At 29.2% G+C, this 15,016-nt stretch carries 17 protein-coding genes; 9 read left to right on the forward strand and 8 right to left on the reverse strand.

The window, feature by feature from the left end; all coding sequences use genetic code 11:
- Positions 1 to 41: 41 nt before the first annotated feature.
- The 6 genes from ABNT61_RS17485 to ABNT61_RS17510 all read right to left on the reverse strand — a co-directional run bounded on the left by ABNT61_RS17485 (position 42) and on the right by ABNT61_RS17510 (position 4,075).
- Entirely contained in the window at positions 42 to 677 is a 636-nt protein-coding gene (locus tag ABNT61_RS17485; RefSeq protein WP_348744155.1) for a hypothetical protein, read from the reverse strand.
- 47 nt (positions 678 to 724) lie between these two features.
- Entirely contained in the window at positions 725 to 1,138 is a 414-nt protein-coding gene (locus ABNT61_RS17490) for a hypothetical protein (RefSeq protein ID WP_348744156.1), read from the reverse strand.
- A gap of 35 nt (positions 1,139 to 1,173) precedes the next feature.
- Positions 1,174 to 1,758, reverse strand: coding sequence for a hypothetical protein (locus tag ABNT61_RS17495; RefSeq protein ID WP_348744157.1), 585 nt, complete (start codon positions 1,756 to 1,758; stop codon positions 1,174 to 1,176).
- Between the two features lie 41 nt (positions 1,759 to 1,799).
- Positions 1,800 to 2,501, reverse strand: a complete 702-nt coding sequence (locus ABNT61_RS17500) for a hypothetical protein (RefSeq protein WP_348744158.1) — start codon at positions 2,499 to 2,501, stop codon at positions 1,800 to 1,802.
- Positions 2,502 to 2,623: 122 nt separating this feature from the next.
- Positions 2,624 to 3,223: a DUF4348 domain-containing protein gene (locus tag ABNT61_RS17505; protein WP_348744159.1), complete on the reverse strand. Its 600-nt coding sequence runs from the start codon at positions 3,221 to 3,223 to the stop codon at positions 2,624 to 2,626.
- Positions 3,224 to 3,433: 210 nt separating this feature from the next.
- Entirely contained in the window at positions 3,434 to 4,075 is a 642-nt protein-coding gene (locus tag ABNT61_RS17510) for a hypothetical protein (RefSeq protein WP_348744160.1), read from the reverse strand.
- Between the two features lie 130 nt (positions 4,076 to 4,205).
- On the opposite strand from ABNT61_RS17510, the gene ABNT61_RS17515 reads away from it, so the two are divergent.
- Positions 4,206 to 4,970, forward strand: coding sequence for an SOS response-associated peptidase (locus ABNT61_RS17515; protein ID WP_348744161.1), 765 nt, complete (start codon positions 4,206 to 4,208; stop codon positions 4,968 to 4,970).
- A 126-nt stretch (positions 4,971 to 5,096) separates the two neighbouring features.
- Here ABNT61_RS17515 and ABNT61_RS17520 read toward each other — a convergent pair whose 3' ends face one another.
- Entirely contained in the window at positions 5,097 to 5,834 is a 738-nt protein-coding gene (locus ABNT61_RS17520) for a hypothetical protein (RefSeq protein WP_348744162.1), read from the reverse strand.
- A gap of 110 nt (positions 5,835 to 5,944) precedes the next feature.
- A complete protein-coding gene (gene rlmH, locus ABNT61_RS17525) occupies positions 5,945 to 6,418 on the reverse strand; it encodes a 23S rRNA (pseudouridine(1915)-N(3))-methyltransferase RlmH (RefSeq protein WP_348744163.1) in 474 nt (157 codons plus the stop codon).
- Between the two features lie 105 nt (positions 6,419 to 6,523).
- On the opposite strand from rlmH, the gene ABNT61_RS17530 reads away from it, so the two are divergent.
- From ABNT61_RS17530 to hisS, 8 genes are all read left to right on the forward strand, one after another.
- Positions 6,524 to 7,909 carry a glycoside hydrolase family 71/99-like protein gene (locus ABNT61_RS17530; protein WP_348744164.1) on the forward strand — a complete coding sequence of 462 codons (1,386 nt, stop codon included), beginning with the start codon at positions 6,524 to 6,526 and terminating at the stop codon, positions 7,907 to 7,909.
- A gap of 80 nt (positions 7,910 to 7,989) precedes the next feature.
- On the forward strand, positions 7,990 to 8,850 hold the full coding sequence (nadC, locus tag ABNT61_RS17535; RefSeq protein WP_348744165.1) for a carboxylating nicotinate-nucleotide diphosphorylase: 861 nt from the start codon (positions 7,990 to 7,992) through the stop codon (positions 8,848 to 8,850).
- 15 nt (positions 8,851 to 8,865) lie between these two features.
- Positions 8,866 to 10,968 (forward strand): M3 family metallopeptidase, encoded by a 2,103-nt coding sequence (locus ABNT61_RS17540; protein ID WP_348744166.1) that lies wholly within the window; start codon positions 8,866 to 8,868, stop codon positions 10,966 to 10,968.
- Positions 10,969 to 10,984: 16 nt separating this feature from the next.
- Positions 10,985 to 11,617, forward strand: a complete 633-nt coding sequence (locus ABNT61_RS17545; protein WP_348744167.1) for a transglutaminase family protein — start codon at positions 10,985 to 10,987, stop codon at positions 11,615 to 11,617.
- Between the two features lie 14 nt (positions 11,618 to 11,631).
- Positions 11,632 to 12,201, forward strand: coding sequence for a pentapeptide repeat-containing protein (locus ABNT61_RS17550; protein ID WP_348744168.1), 570 nt, complete (start codon positions 11,632 to 11,634; stop codon positions 12,199 to 12,201).
- Between the two features lie 29 nt (positions 12,202 to 12,230).
- The gene (locus tag ABNT61_RS17555; RefSeq protein ID WP_348744169.1) at positions 12,231 to 12,566 is read left to right on the forward strand and encodes a hypothetical protein; all 336 of its coding nucleotides are present in this window, start codon (positions 12,231 to 12,233) and stop codon (positions 12,564 to 12,566) included.
- 55 nt (positions 12,567 to 12,621) lie between these two features.
- Complete coding sequence (locus ABNT61_RS17560) at positions 12,622 to 13,551, forward strand: YihY/virulence factor BrkB family protein (protein WP_348744170.1); 930 nt, start codon at positions 12,622 to 12,624, stop codon at positions 13,549 to 13,551.
- 69 nt (positions 13,552 to 13,620) lie between these two features.
- Entirely contained in the window at positions 13,621 to 14,985 is a 1,365-nt protein-coding gene (gene hisS / locus ABNT61_RS17565) for a histidine--tRNA ligase (RefSeq protein WP_348744171.1), read from the forward strand.
- The last annotated feature ends 31 nt before the right edge of the window (positions 14,986 to 15,016 follow it).

Genomic DNA, 15,016 nt, shown 5'->3' on the forward strand with positions numbered 1-15,016 from the left:
TTACTTTCCGAGATTTTTATAATATATTTTTAGTTTCAAAACTATTCTTCAGGCATTTTTATAATGTTCATTCCTTTTGGAAGTTCAAAAATAGCATCATCTAATTCTTTGTTTTCTACTTTTACGGCTTCGATTGTAAGTTTTAGTTCTTCAGTATCCATAATAAGTTTTACAGGTAAAGAGCCATTAGCTTTATCTAAGCAGTAATACCATAATCCATATTTATGATTTTTATAGTCTTCAGGATTTACTTTAAAGTCATAAGTAAAATAGTATTGAGTTGTTCCTTCATTAGTTTTAATATCTAATAAATCACAATTCTTGCCCATAATTTTAGCAGCAGATTTTTTCTCTTTCATTGAAAGAACTTCTTCTTTTTGCTCGTCTGATTTTAAATACATTAAATTATTTCCAGTAGCCATTCTAGTATAAATAGAATCTTTCCCAGTATAATATTGGCTCATACTTAACATACCATTCATTACAGATTTGTACTTATTTCCTTTAATGTAATAAACTTGTTCTGATCCCATAAATTGAGCAGCTTCCTCATCTGACATTTCACCAGTTTTATCATGAAAGCTTAATTTATAAGTAATTACTCCTTCAAAGCTTTTTTGTGCGACGATACTATTTACGACTAATAAAAGTATAAACGATAAAAATTTAGTTTTCATAATGTGTTTTTGTTAATGGATGCAAATATAGGTTTCTAAATTTTGACTTATTTGAACAGTTTCATAATGAGGTATGCTCCATATATAAGTACTATTAAACTTATTGAAAACATGAATACAGAGGCTCTATTTCTTCCTTGAATATCGAATAACGAGATTATTTTGTTTTTTGATGAAAAGTTATAAAGAGGAATTTGATTTCCTGTGCTCAATTTTCGATATTGATTTGAACTAATATTTATGGTGTATTTTTTATTCTTATAGTTTATAGTCAAGGAATGTCCTTTGTTCGTACTTTTATCAGAAGGTCTACTTGTTTTTCTAGTTTCAATAATAGTATATGAAATAGGTTCTTGGGTTTCGATTATTTTTCGATACTCCTTTATTTGAGTTTGTAAGTTCCAAGTATAATAGAAGCCAGCTAGACAGATTAGAAGGCTAACAATAATTTTAATTTTCATAATTAAATAAATTTTAAAATTCTTGCTATTTATAGTTATTCAGTTCTAACTTCATAAAAGTCAATAATCTTATTATTGTTTATTATTGTAACAATTGGTTTTGAATATCTAAAATAATCATCTCCAATTGTTTCGTCTTTCTTAATTCGTTGTTCTGAAGGATTAATTCCTTCAATAATCTGACTATATAAATTAAAAATATCTGGATAATCCTTTTTAAAGGTATCTAAATCATTATATAGATTCGAAGAACTATTATAGCTTACAAAAACAGTATTCTCTTTTTTGTTAAAAAGAAATGAATTATATTTAAAAATACCGCCAGCATAACGTTCGATCAAAATATATTTAGAAGATTGATTAAAATCATTTCTTTTTATCATTAAGTCTCTGTCTTCAATAAACATGTTTTCTAATCTATTAAAGTAATCTCGATGCTCATTAATTTCTTCCTTTGTTTTAGCTCTACTTATAATAATACTGTCATGTTTCTTATGTAAATAAGAAGCAATTATACTATTTGACTCTTCTTTAAATTTTTTATAAGTCTTACAAGAAGAAACAAATACCAAAAAACATAAAGTGAAACTGTAAAAATTAATTCTCTTGATTTTGCGCATCTTTTTCTATAATTTTATTTCAGTTAAACATAAACTTTGGATTAAATAGCTAGAAAGAATTTTATTAGTATTTCATTTTCTTTTTTCCACTTGACCCAACCTTCTCTAGTTAAACCTAGTTCTTTATAGCTTTTTTCTCCAGGAGGAGTATCGGGATTTAGTTTAACCTTTATCCAATCTTCATTAACTTCAATAACTCTATAATCATAATTTAAAAAGTCCTCTATTTCATTTGAAGAATCTGATTTTTCTTTTCTAAGTGGACTTTGAGTTGTTAGTCCGATAGGGAATTTTCTTAGAAAACTTTCAATACTATAAAATTGTACGTTCGAGTTTTCAATGAATTTGTCACCATCTTTTGAATTAATAATAAACTTATTACCCTTTTTTTTAGCAAGAACATACCAAGCCAAGTATTCTGGGTAAAAAATTATGGAGTGAATGGGATTTTCATAAGTGCTTTCGTCTATCTCTATTAAATTGAAATCGGATTTGTTAAAAGAATATTTTCCTCTTTTTAATTTAGAATGAATAGTACCATCTTGATTTAAAATTTGGATTTCATCAGTCTTGTTTTCATATAAAAACTCACTAAGAGAAATAACAACATCTGATTCCTTTGAATTTTTTACTTCAATTGAAGTTTTGTTTTTCACTGATTGCTTGGGATGAGATTTTGCAATTTTGTTTTGACATGAAACGAACAAAAAGAATAAGCTAACTATTGATATAAATCTAATCATATTACATTTTTACCTCAATAAAAGAAATATATAATGATAAATCAAATCACGCAGTTTATTTGTTTTTTGCAAAAACAAAGTTTAGTTATAAATATGTATATTGTTGTAAATTAGTAATTTGTTTATGTTGATTCGTCTAAAATCTCAACCATATACCAACAATTAGAAATTAATTTAAAAGTATATGTGTTCAAAATTCCGTTATCATATCCTATATGACGATATTTAACGAGATTTTTTGATTTTTCAATTTCAACATTATACTTATCATAACTTCTTTTCATAGCATTTTTATCATTAGAGAAATCAAAATATTTATAATCATTTTTTGTATAGTAAGTTTTTACGATTATGATACTATCAATTTCATAATCATTATATAATAAATTTAACGGATATTTAATTTTGCTCTTTTGGAAAACACTATCCTTAGCAAATTTTTTAAAAAAGCTATCGAATGTTTCATTACAGTTCTTAAAAACTTCAGTAATTTTTTCTTCACTATATTTTATGTTCTCAGTATCTAAACGATTTTTAGAGACGATTGAATCATTATTTCTTTCATCGAATATCTCTCGATTTTTTTTGCCGATTTCAGGATTTATTGAATCCGTTTTTTTCGCAGTTATAAAACTTCTTGATTTTCTCTCTTCTTTTTTAAAAGAGCAATTACTTATTAAAGTAATTAAAATAATTAAAGAGATTGATTTGCATTTACTCATTATTATTGATTTATAGCTTTTGATCTTTTGTGTAATAATGGATTTAAATAGGTTTTGTTGGTATTGATATGTTTTTTTGATCTTCCAAAGCTTTCTTTCATTCTGGTACCTATATCATAAGGTGTTTTTTGTTAATGGATGTAAATATAGGTTTCTAAATTTTGACTGATTGATGAAGCTTCCGTCAGTTATGAAAATGTAGAACATATTTTAACTATCTAGAGCTTCCTTTAAATACTTTTTAACTAGTTCATATCTTTCAATATAAATATCAGCCATTTCTTTAATTAGTTCATTGTAGGTTTTTTCTAACTCATCATAATTTTCTCTATTGTTTAGTCTTGCAATAATTAAGCCTAAAGAATATCTATTGTATTGATCATTTCTATGAACAGAAATAATATTTGGAGAATCATTTAATATTTTATCAATAACATGTAAACTGCCATATTTATTGAAATATGGATTAGCAATACTATCATAAAGATTTAATATAATATTAGATGCTTCTTTTACATCGGCCTCCGATTCTATAACGATGTTTTCCGAAAAATGACTTTTAATCTCATTTTCATCATTATCTCTAATTTTACCGATCTCGTTGCCGATTGTACCTACCAAGTATTTAAAAGAAGTCGCTTTTTTATATATTTTACTTGTAGGTAAATGTTCGATATAAATAGACATTTCTATAGCCGTTTCATAACTTCTAGTATGGGAGAAAAATCTAATAATAAATTTAAAGTCACCTTGCTTTTTCTCATAAACATCTTTAGACTTAATAAGTTTGAAACCATTATCTTTTAAAAAATCACTAATATTTAGATGAATTTGACTTAGATGTTTTCCCATAAGCATGAATTTTACTTAGATCTAACTACTATAGTTAAGTTTTTAGATGTTTTATAAAAGTAGTAAGAAAAATAAAGTAATTATGTTTTGTCGTTAATTGTGTATCTTGTTGTAATTCAATAATGTACTTATGTGTTATGATGTTAAAGCGAGTTTAGAAGCCCAATTGAAAAGAGCAAAACGATTAGGAGATTGGTCTGCTGTAGAAGAAATTATGGAAAGATTGGTTCCGGATACAGATTTACCAATCCATCATGCCTCAGGATTTAGTCATCCAGAAATGCTCATTTACACAGATAAAGATCCTGAATTTCCTGTTGTTGCTACTTGGGGATTGGTTCCACATTGGGTGAGTGATGAAGAGCAAATGAAAAAAACATGGAATAATACATTAAACGCAAGAGGGGAAACCATTTTTGAAAAACCATCTTTTAAACAAGCCGCAAAAAACAATAGATGTTTAATTTATATAGATGGTTTTTATGAACATCATCATTATAACAAAGCTACTTATCCATTTTACATTTATAGAAAAGACAAGGACCCAATTGTATTAGCTGGGCTTTGGAATGAATGGAAAAATCCTGATAAAGGAATATTTACGTCATTCACTATAGTTACTACAGCAGCAAACGGACTGTTATCTAAAATACACAATAACCCAAAATTAAAAGCGCCTCGAATGCCTTTAATTTTAACGGAGGAAACTGAAGAAAAATGGCTAAACCCAATTACGGAGGATAGTGAAATATACCAAATTGAAAACCTCATTGAATCATATCCAGAAAGTTTATTGAATTATCATACCGTAAGTAGATTACGAGGAAAAGAATATGTAGGGAATATTGAAGAAATCTCAAATGAGTTTGTGTATGAGGAATTAGATTTTGAGTAGATGATTGTAGTTGTTAACTCACAAAAAAACCACTCTACCTTTTAAAATAACGTGGTTGAATATAAAACTAATTATGTTTCTTACTTATATCAATAATTATAAGCTAGAGAGAGTGATCGCTTAGAATTAAAGCCCATAGGTTAGTATTTTCTTTATTTCAGAGTCACCATTTATTTCAAACAGTAATTCTTTGTTAAAAAGAGCCTGTTTATCTACGATTATTCTCGGACTATCACTTTTATCTGTAATTACAATATTTTCATCTATTATGATATTTTTAAACATTCCTTCGTAGATTGAAGATCCAGTTTCTGTTCGCATTATAATACCATTAATCATCTCCTCTTGTGTGCTTATTTTCTTTCCTGTTAACCATAATTGGAAAGAATACGTTGTTATTTCACATGTGAGGATTAATTCTAAATCATCTCCTTTAAATTTTTTCTTCTTATGAATCCACTTGTTTAAGCAATTTTCTTTTTTAAATTCATCTATCAAGTTTAAAAGATTTTCTAAGGGAATTGGTTTAAACTTCCAAGCTTTTTTAAATCCTTGTTCCAGTAAATCTAAATAATAGCTACAATCTTCAGATGTTTTCGCTTTTTCATACCTTAATTTATCAAAAGCTAAATTCACTCGTAATACTTTAGAAGGTACGATGGCTGATGATTGCAAATCATATTCAGATAAAGCAACGTCAATCATGTTAAAAGTACCATCAGTTTTGAACTTATATTTTCGAATTCTTTTAGAAAAATAATCATTAATAAAATCTACATGCTTTTGAAAATCATAACGGAGTTCATTATCAGTAACAATATAAGTATTGTAATCTAGACTTAATGAAATATAATTTAAATTCATAACTATTCAGCTTTTGGTCTTTTTCATAATGACAGATTAAAGTTTTTATTGGAGCTCGACCATAATTAAATTTCAAATTAAACCTCTAAGGTTTGTCTGTTGATTTATTCTCATTCATGATGATATGGTTCATTCCTTAAAATGGTAAATCCGCGGTAAATTTGCTCTACAATAAATAATCGAATCATTTGGTGGGAAAAAGTCATTTTAGATAAAGATAATTTTCCGCCGGCTTTTTTATAAACCGCTTCTGAAAAACCATAAGGTCCGCCAATTACCAAAACCAATTGCTTAATTCCAGAGTTCATTTTCTTTTGAAGAAACTGAGAAAATTCAATGGAAGTATATTGTTTTCCTTTGTCGTCAAGTAAAATAAGTTGATCGGTATTTTGAAGTTTAGAAAGAATTAAATCACCTTCTTTTTCTTTTTGCTGAGCTTCAGATAAGTTTTTAGCATTTTTTATATCAGGAATAATATCAAGTTCAAACTTAACATAATGCTTTAACCGATTTTGATATAGTTCAATTAACTGGTTTAAATTCTTGTCATCTGTTTTACCAACAGCAAGTAATTTGATCTTCATAAAAAATATTTAAAGCAAAACTACATCAAAAAACAGTGATATTCCTATAAATTACTAGAATAGAATTAAATAAATTTATGGCTGTAAATACTTGATTACCAAACTATGATTAAAAAGTGCCCCCCGAAACTAGTGCTTTTAGGTATATGTCTATTTATCCTATCAGCATGTGAAACAGATGACTTCATCGAAAACAATACAACAATTACAAATACTACAACCCCAGAAGATGTTAAACTCTATGAAAAATGGTTTGACAGTGCAAAACTTCCTGATATAGAAGAGGTGTTTTCAGAAGAATCATTAATATCAGATAAGCAGTTAGATGCTCAGATTACAATTCAAAAATCATCAAATTCTCAGCCTGTATATGTGCATTATATGCCTTGGTTTCAATCTAAAGAAACAGATGGGTATTGGGGACAACATTGGACGATGACAAACCAAAATCCAGAGGTAGTTCATGAAGATGGCAGACGACAAATTGCTTCTCACTATTATCCTAAAATTGGTCCATATTCTACTAAAGACAAAGATTTACAGCAATATCACTTATTGTTAATGAAATTGAGTGGTGTTGATGGAGTTATTTTCGATTGGTATGGAATGAGGGATGTGTTAGATTTTAACAATATAAAAGAAGGAATGGAAAGTTTCTTAAAACAATTGAATAAGACGGATATTGAGTTTGCTGTGATGTATGAGGATAGAGTAATTCATGAACAAGCAAGAGCTTTAACCCCAATTCAAATAAGTCAAGCAAAGAATGATTTGCAGTATATCGAGAGCACTTATTTTGATATGGATAATTACATTAGAATTGATGATAAAGAATTGTTAATGATATTCGGTCCAAATTATATAGATGAAGAACAAGATTGGAATGAAATTTTAGGTTCTCTTGAAGAAAAATATAATGTCTTAACCTTATGGGGTGCTCAAGATGTAATTGGAAGGCAAAACACGAATGGAGAATTTGCTTGGATTGATAGAGGGCATTTAAACACATTATATGGTTATTACAATTATAATGTAGATTTCAATGATGTGATAGGTGGAGTTTCTTATCCTGGGTTTCATGATTTTTATGTAGAAGGAGGTTGGAAACCTGCAGATTCAAGACAGTGGTCTATTGATCGTTTTGATGATGAACCTTTAGTGAATTCTTTTGTTGAAACTACAAAACATCCTGTTGATTTCGTTCAAATTGCGACATGGAATGACTTTGGCGAAGGAACTATGATAGAACCAACCGAAGAACATGGGTATAAACATGTAGAACAATTACAAGATCTTACTCGAATAGGGTATTCTCATGAAGATCTAAGGATTCCTTATTACATTTATAAGATTAGGAAACAATTTCCGAAAGAACGTTATGTGAAATTCTTAACAAAAAGAGCCTACAAATATGCTATGAAGGGAAAGTTATCAAGAGCAAAATGGATCATTAGCATTTTGTTAATGTACTACGGAGATTCTTATTTATAAACCACTTCAAAAGAGTTGTGTCTTAAAGATATTATTGGTTGTATAGAAAATGCTATTTTTACATCTATAACAACAATAGAATGATATCACAAGAACAATTTAATACAGAACTCGATTTAATTATTTCAAATGCTATTCGCGAGGATATTGGAGATGGAGATCATACTTCATTATCTTGTATACCTGCAGATGCTTCAGGAAAGGCTAAATTATTAGTAAAAGATGAAGGAATTATTGCTGGTGTAGCATTTGCTAAAATGGTATTTGCATATGTTGATGCTAATCTTGAAGTTGAAACATTAATCAATGATGGAGAAAAAGTAACCTATGGTGATATTGTATTTTACGTATCAGGAAAATCACAGTCTATTTTACAAGCAGAGCGTTTAGTATTAAATGCTATGCAACGTATGAGTGCGATTGCTACGAAAACTCGTTTCTTCATGGATCTTTTAGAAGGAACAAAGACAAAAGTTTTAGATACTCGTAAAACTACTCCTGGAATTAGAGCACTTGAAAAATGGGCCGTAAAAATTGGAGGAGGAGAGAATCATCGTTTCGCTTTATATGATATGGTTATGATTAAAGATAATCATATTGACTTCGCAGGCGGAATTACTCAAGCCATTACTAAAACGAAACAGTACTTAAAGGAGAAAGAACTCGATATTAAAATTATTGTTGAAGCTAGAGATTTAGATGAAATTAAAGAGATTTTATCTAATGAAGGAGTGTATCGTATTTTGATAGATAATTTTAATTATGAAGATACTCGAAAAGCCGTTGAACTTATTGGAGAACAATGTTTAACAGAGAGTTCTGGAGGAATTAACGAAGAAACAATTCGTAAGTATGCAGAATGTGGAGTAGATTTTATCTCTTCTGGTGCGCTTACACATTCAGTATATAATTTAGACTTAAGTCTAAAAGCTATAGATTAATCAAATACATAATACATGAAGAAATATATTTTCATTGCAACCATTGCTTTAGCGGTTAGTTGTAATACCAAAGAATCTAAAAAAGAAACAAACGATATGAGTACTTCAGAAAATCCATTATTAGTAAAAAGTACTTTAGATTACGGAGCACCTGATTTTACAAAAATTAAGAATGAACATTTTATGCCTGCAATTTTAAAAGGTATGGAAATTCAAAATGAAGAAATTGCAAAAATTGCAGCGAATACAGAAGCACCAACTTTTGAAAATACCATTTTGGCTTTAGAAGAAAGTAGTAAAACATTAGATAATGTAACTGCTGTATTTTATGCTTTAGCTGGAGCACATACGAATGATGTTATTAAAGAAAATCAGAAAGAATTAGCACCAAAGTTTTCCAAGCATCAAGATGAGATTTTATTAAACACGAAGTTGTTTGAAAAAGTTAAAACCGTTCATAGTAACTTAGAATCTTTAAATCTTGATGATGAATCTAAACATTTAGTGAAAGAAACGTTTAAAAGGTTTGCAAAAGCTGGAGCTAACTTATCTGAAGAAGATAAAGCGAAGCTAAAAGATATAAATGCAAAACTAGCAAGCTTATCAAATGACTTTGGAAAGAAGTTATTAGATGCGAGCAAGAAAGGTGGAATTGTAGTTGATAATAAAGATAAATTAAAAGGATTTTCTGAAGAAAAAATCAAATCGCTAGAGAAAGATGGAAAGTATGAAATCCAATTAATTAATACAACGCAACAACCTTCATTACAAACTTTAGAAAACAGAGAAGTTCGAGGAGAGTTATTCAATAAATCTATTCATAGAACAGATGCAGGAGAATACAATACTTCAGATTTAGTAAAAGAAATGGTTGTTTTACGTGCTCAAAAAGCTAAAATTCTCGGGTTCGATAATTATGCTAGCTGGAGTTTACAAGGAACAATGGCTTCTACTCCTGATAAAGTTTTTGATATGTTCAATAACTTAATTCCAGGTTCATTAGAGAAAGCGGCATCAGAAGTAAAAGAAATCCAAGCTGAAATTAAAAAGAATGGTGGAGATTTTAAATTAACTCCATACGACTGGAATTTCTATGCTGAGAAAGTTCGTAAATCAAAATATAGTTTAGATGAAAATGAAGTAAAACAATACTTTGAAATCAATAATGTATTAGAAAAAGGAGTATTCTTCGCTGCTACAAAATTATATGGATTGACATTTAAAAAGCGTACAGACATTCCTGTGTATCATCCAGATGTAGTAGTTTATGAAATCTTTGAAGAAGACGGAAGTAAATTAGGATTGTTTTATGGCGATTTCTTTGCTAGAGATAGTAAAAGAGGAGGAGCTTGGATGAGCGCTTTTGTAAAACAATCGAAGTTACGTAATCAAAAGCCAGTTATTTATAATGTGTGTAATTCTCCAAAACCAGCAGACGGTGAGCCTGCTTTAATTAGTTTTGATGAAGTAGAAACGATGTTCCATGAGTTTGGGCACGCATTACATGGTTTGTTTGGAGATCAGCAATATGCTTCAATTTCAGGAACAAGTACAGCAAGAGATTTTGTTGAATTTCCATCTCAAGTAAATGAAAATTGGGCAACACATCCAGAGGTTTTAAATAACTACGCTTTACATTATAAAACAGGAGAAGTTATTCCAGATACTTTATTGAAGAAAATTAAAGATGCTGGAACTTTCAATCAAGGATATTCGATTATTGAAAACTTATGTTCTTCTAACTTAGATATGCAATGGCATACAATTAGTGTTGATTCAAATGTTGATGATGTTGCAAAATTTGAAAAAGAAGCTTTAGCGAAAATGAAATTAAATGTAGATGAAATTCCACCAAGATATCGTTCTACATACTTTGCACACATTTTTAGCGGAGGATACGCTGCAGGTTACTATTCTTATTTATGGACAGAAATGTTAAGTCATGATGCATACGATTGGTTCAAGAATAACGGATTGTTAACACGTGCTAACGGAGATAAATTCCGTAAAGAAGTATTATCAAGAGGTAGCACAATGGATTATGCAGAAATGTATAAAACTTTTGCAGGTAGAGATCCTCAAGCCGAACCAATGTTAAAGGCAAGAGGATTAAAGTAAATTTTCATATTAAAATATGAACTACTTAAGAGAGACTTATTTTTTCGATTATAGTAATGAAGTAATTCAGAATGTAATCTCAGAATTTAAAGATGAATCGTTGACAGATAAAGAAAAAACGATTCGTATGTACACAAAAATTCGAGATGAATGGCGTTATGATCCGTATACAATAAGTCTCTCTAAAGAAAAATATAAGGCCAGTCATATTGGTCAGATTTCTTCAGGGAATTGTGTCGAGAAATCCATTTTACTAATTGCTTGTTTAAGAGCTCTAGAAATTCCGGCAAGATTACACTTAGGAAAAGTAAAAAACCATATTGCTGTTGAACGTTTAACTGAAAAGTTTGGTTCTAATGAATTGACTCCTCATGGAATGGTTAATGTAGAGTTAGATGGGAAATGGTTGAAAATGTCACCGGCATTTAATACAGCTTTATGCAAAATGTTTAATGTTGATCCATTAGATTTTGATGGAGAAAATGATTCATTTTTGCAGCAGTATAACAGTTCTGGAAGCCTGTTTATGGAATATGTTGATGATTACGGTCATTTTGAGGATGTTCCAGTAGAATTTATGGTGAATAATATCAAAGAACACTATCCGCATATTTTCGATGTAGATAATATTACAGAATTCAAATTATAGTTTTCGAAATTTATATGAACGAATATTACGATAACGAAACATTTACCAAAGTCAGTTTTACTAGTGAGCAACTTAGTAAAACTGACTTTGATTCTTGTACCTTTAAAAGTTGTGATTTATCGGAGCTTCATATCAATAATTCTGAATTTCTAGAATGTGAGTTCATTGACTGTAACTTGAGTAATACTCGTTTAAAAGATTCTAGTTTTAAAGACACTCATTTTTACAATTCAAAACTTTTAGGTGTCAAGTTTTATGAAGTTGATCCTTTCTTACTAAGAATGAATTTTAAAGATTGTCAATTGGATTATGCTTCTTTTTATCAATTAAAAGTGCAAAATTTTCAGTTTGTAGATTCAAGTATCAAAGAAGTAGATTTTACCCAAGCAGATGTTCAATTTTCTTATTTTGATAATTGTGATTTATTGGGATCTATTTTTGAAGAAACAGATTTACGAAATGTAAATTTTAAAACATCACGTAACTTTTCAATAGATTTGGAAACTAACAAAGTAGAAAAAGCTATATTTTCAAAGGATAATGTTGCTAACTTGTTAGAGAAGTATAAAATCAGGTTAGAATGATTTTTGAATAAACAGAAAATAAAAGTGCTATGATTGATTTTGAAAAGTATTATGGAAATTTAGATGTTTATGGTTTGGTTGAAATAATTGAATCTATAGATGAATATGATCCTAAAGTCATCAAGTATTGTTTGTATAGACTTGATGAGTTGAAAGTTCCTAAAGAATCAATTTTAGAGGCTTCCGAAACAGCTTTGTCTAGGAGGTTTTTTAAGTATTTTTCTACGTTTAAATATCTTAAAAAAGAAACAATTTATCTTGACAGCTATTTTTTCAGTGAAGAAGAGGTGAAGAATATTTTTTATGCAACTCACCATAATTATATTCAATATGTAAATAATGCTACATTAAATATGCCTACATAAACAAAAACTTGAAAAAACAAAGTAAATTTACAATCAGGATTTATTTCAAAAATTAATGTCAAAAGAAATAGAACAAAGTCTAGAAAAAATACCAGTAATTAATTGGTTAGTAAGATTTGGGAAACAAATTAAAATTCCAGGTCTAGAAGGACTATCGTTGTATGATGTTCTTGAAATGTATGTCATTGGAATTGTAAAAGGTGCATTAACTACAAGAGCAGGAGGAATTGCGTTTAGTTTTTTTATGGCAATCTTTCCTTTTTTACTTTTTATACTTACGTTGATTCCGTATTTACCTATTGATGGATTTCAAGAAGGTTTATTTGATTTAATTCGTGAAGGATTACCTCCAAAAACTTTTGATGCAGTTAATGGTGTGATTAAAGATATTTTAAATAATCAATATGGAGGATTACTATCCTTTGGTTTTTTAGCGTCCATATTTTTAATGACAAATGGAGTTAATGCAATATTCGGAGGATTTGAATACTCTTATCACGTTCGAGAGTTCAGAAATGTATTTAGAACTTACGTAGTTTCGCTTGGAGTTTCATTACTAATGTCTTTTTTCTTAATCATTACTGTTACATTAATTATCTTATATCAAATAGCATTATCTAAAATAGATGACATTGGTTGGTTTGATACCGGAGAACTCAACCTGTTTTATTTAGGAAGAGGATTGTTATTCTTAATAATGATTTACACTGTAGTGTCTTTATTATTTAGATATGGAACAAAACAAGGAAAGCAAATTAAGTTTTTTTCACCAGGAGCTTTATTAACAACAGTAGTGTCTTTGTTTACATTTTATCTTTTTGGTATTTATGTGGTTAAGTTTGCTAAATACAATCAATTATACGGTTCAATCGGAACTTTATTAATCTTAATGTTATTCGTTTGGTTGAATGCAATTGTATTATTACTTGGTTTTGAATTGAATGCGTCTATATATCAGTTAAAACGTCGAAATAAAACTTCATAATCCGCCAATAAATTCGGATATTTGCAGGCTGAAATAAACACTATTTATTTTTTAATCGATTTATAACTTATGAAACCAGGAATTCCAAAGGGAACAAGAGACTTTTCATCTACTCAAGTAGCAAGAAGAAACTTTATATTTAATACGATAAAGCATTCTTTTGAATTGTACGGTTTTCAACCTATTGAAACACCGAGTTTCGAGAATTCATCAACCTTAATGGGTAAGTATGGAGAAGAAGGAGATCGATTAATCTTTAAGATTTTAAATTCTGGAGATTATTTAAATAAAGTAGATGAGAATTTATTAACAGAAAAGAATAGTACTAAAGTAACTACTCAGATTTCTGAAAAGGCATTACGTTACGATTTAACAGTGCCTTTTGCACGATATGTTGTACAGCACCAAAATGAAATAACCTTTCCTTTTAAGCGATATCAAATTCAGCCAGTTTGGAGAGCAGATAGACCGCAAAAAGGACGTTTTAGAGAGTTTTATCAGTGTGATGCAGATGTGGTAGGAAGCCAATCGTTATGGCAAGAAGTTGAATTTGTACAATTATATGATTCAGTTTTTAGTAAGTTAAATGTTCAAGGAACGACGATTAAGATCAACAATCGTAAAATACTATCTGGAATAGCTGAAGTTATTGGAGCAAAAGATAAACTTATTGATTTTACAGTTGCATTAGATAAACTAGATAAAATTGGTAAGGATGGTGTTGTAAAAGAAATGTTAGAGAAAGGTATCTCTGAAGAAGCCATTGAAAAAGTTCAACCTTTGTTTGATTTTACAGGAACCAATAATGATAAATTAAATTCTTTAGCTGAAATGTTATCTTCTTCTGAAGAAGGAACAAAAGGAGTAGAAGAATTACGTTTTGTAATTGATAGTGTAGCAGAATTAGGATTACAAACTTCAGATTTGGATGTAGACGTAACCTTAGCTAGAGGATTAAATTATTACACAGGCGCAATATTTGAAGTTTCAGCTCCAAAGGAAGTGAAAATTGGTTCTATCGGTGGCGGAGGAAGATATGACGATTTGACTGGAATTTTCGGCTTAAAAGACGTAAGTGGTGTAGGAATTTCATTTGGTTTAGATCGAATTTATTTGGTAATGGAAGAATTAGGGCTATTTGAGGCAGTTGAATTACCAAAGCCAAAAGTATTGTTCTTAAACTTTGATGAAAGCGAATCTTTAGCTAAAATGAAGGCAATTAATGAGTTACGAGCTAATGGTGTGAAGACAGAGCTATACCCAGATGTTGCTACAAGTAACAACCAACAAAAGAAGCAATGGAAGTATGTTGATAAAAGAGGCATAGAATTTGTAATTACTTCCATTGAAGATGAGCAGTTAAAGTTCAAAAACACAAAAACAAGAGAAGAAAAACTCCTTACAATCAAGGAAATAATTAAAATAGTACAATAAAAAGAACTTTTTGTTTTATCTTTACAAAAAA

It is taken from the genome of Tenacibaculum sp. 190524A05c, from assembly GCF_964036595.1.
Taxonomy (GTDB): Bacteria; Bacteroidota; Bacteroidia; order Flavobacteriales; family Flavobacteriaceae; genus Polaribacter; species Polaribacter platacis.

Coding starts and splice junctions, on each gene's coding strand:
- ABNT61_RS17485 (WP_348744155.1), bottom strand. CDS start 677: ATGAAAACTAAATTTTTATCGTTTATACTTTTATTAGTCGTAAATAGT.
- ABNT61_RS17490 (WP_348744156.1), bottom strand. CDS start 1,138: ATGAAAATTAAAATTATTGTTAGCCTTCTAATCTGTCTAGCTGGCTTC.
- ABNT61_RS17495 (WP_348744157.1), bottom strand. CDS start 1,758: ATGCGCAAAATCAAGAGAATTAATTTTTACAGTTTCACTTTATGTTTT.
- ABNT61_RS17500 (WP_348744158.1), bottom strand. CDS start 2,501: ATGATTAGATTTATATCAATAGTTAGCTTATTCTTTTTGTTCGTTTCA.
- ABNT61_RS17505 (WP_348744159.1), bottom strand. CDS start 3,223: ATGAGTAAATGCAAATCAATCTCTTTAATTATTTTAATTACTTTAATA.
- ABNT61_RS17510 (WP_348744160.1), bottom strand. CDS start 4,075: ATGGGAAAACATCTAAGTCAAATTCATCTAAATATTAGTGATTTTTTA.
- ABNT61_RS17515 (WP_348744161.1), top strand. CDS start 4,206: ATGTGTTATGATGTTAAAGCGAGTTTAGAAGCCCAATTGAAAAGAGCA.
- ABNT61_RS17520 (WP_348744162.1), bottom strand. CDS start 5,834: ATGAATTTAAATTATATTTCATTAAGTCTAGATTACAATACTTATATT.
- rlmH (WP_348744163.1), bottom strand. CDS start 6,418: ATGAAGATCAAATTACTTGCTGTTGGTAAAACAGATGACAAGAATTTA.
- ABNT61_RS17530 (WP_348744164.1), top strand. CDS start 6,524: ATGATTAAAAAGTGCCCCCCGAAACTAGTGCTTTTAGGTATATGTCTA.
- nadC (WP_348744165.1), top strand. CDS start 7,990: ATGATATCACAAGAACAATTTAATACAGAACTCGATTTAATTATTTCA.
- ABNT61_RS17540 (WP_348744166.1), top strand. CDS start 8,866: ATGAAGAAATATATTTTCATTGCAACCATTGCTTTAGCGGTTAGTTGT.
- ABNT61_RS17545 (WP_348744167.1), top strand. CDS start 10,985: ATGAACTACTTAAGAGAGACTTATTTTTTCGATTATAGTAATGAAGTA.
- ABNT61_RS17550 (WP_348744168.1), top strand. CDS start 11,632: ATGAACGAATATTACGATAACGAAACATTTACCAAAGTCAGTTTTACT.
- ABNT61_RS17555 (WP_348744169.1), top strand. CDS start 12,231: ATGATTGATTTTGAAAAGTATTATGGAAATTTAGATGTTTATGGTTTG.
- ABNT61_RS17560 (WP_348744170.1), top strand. CDS start 12,622: ATGTCAAAAGAAATAGAACAAAGTCTAGAAAAAATACCAGTAATTAAT.
- hisS (WP_348744171.1), top strand. CDS start 13,621: ATGAAACCAGGAATTCCAAAGGGAACAAGAGACTTTTCATCTACTCAA.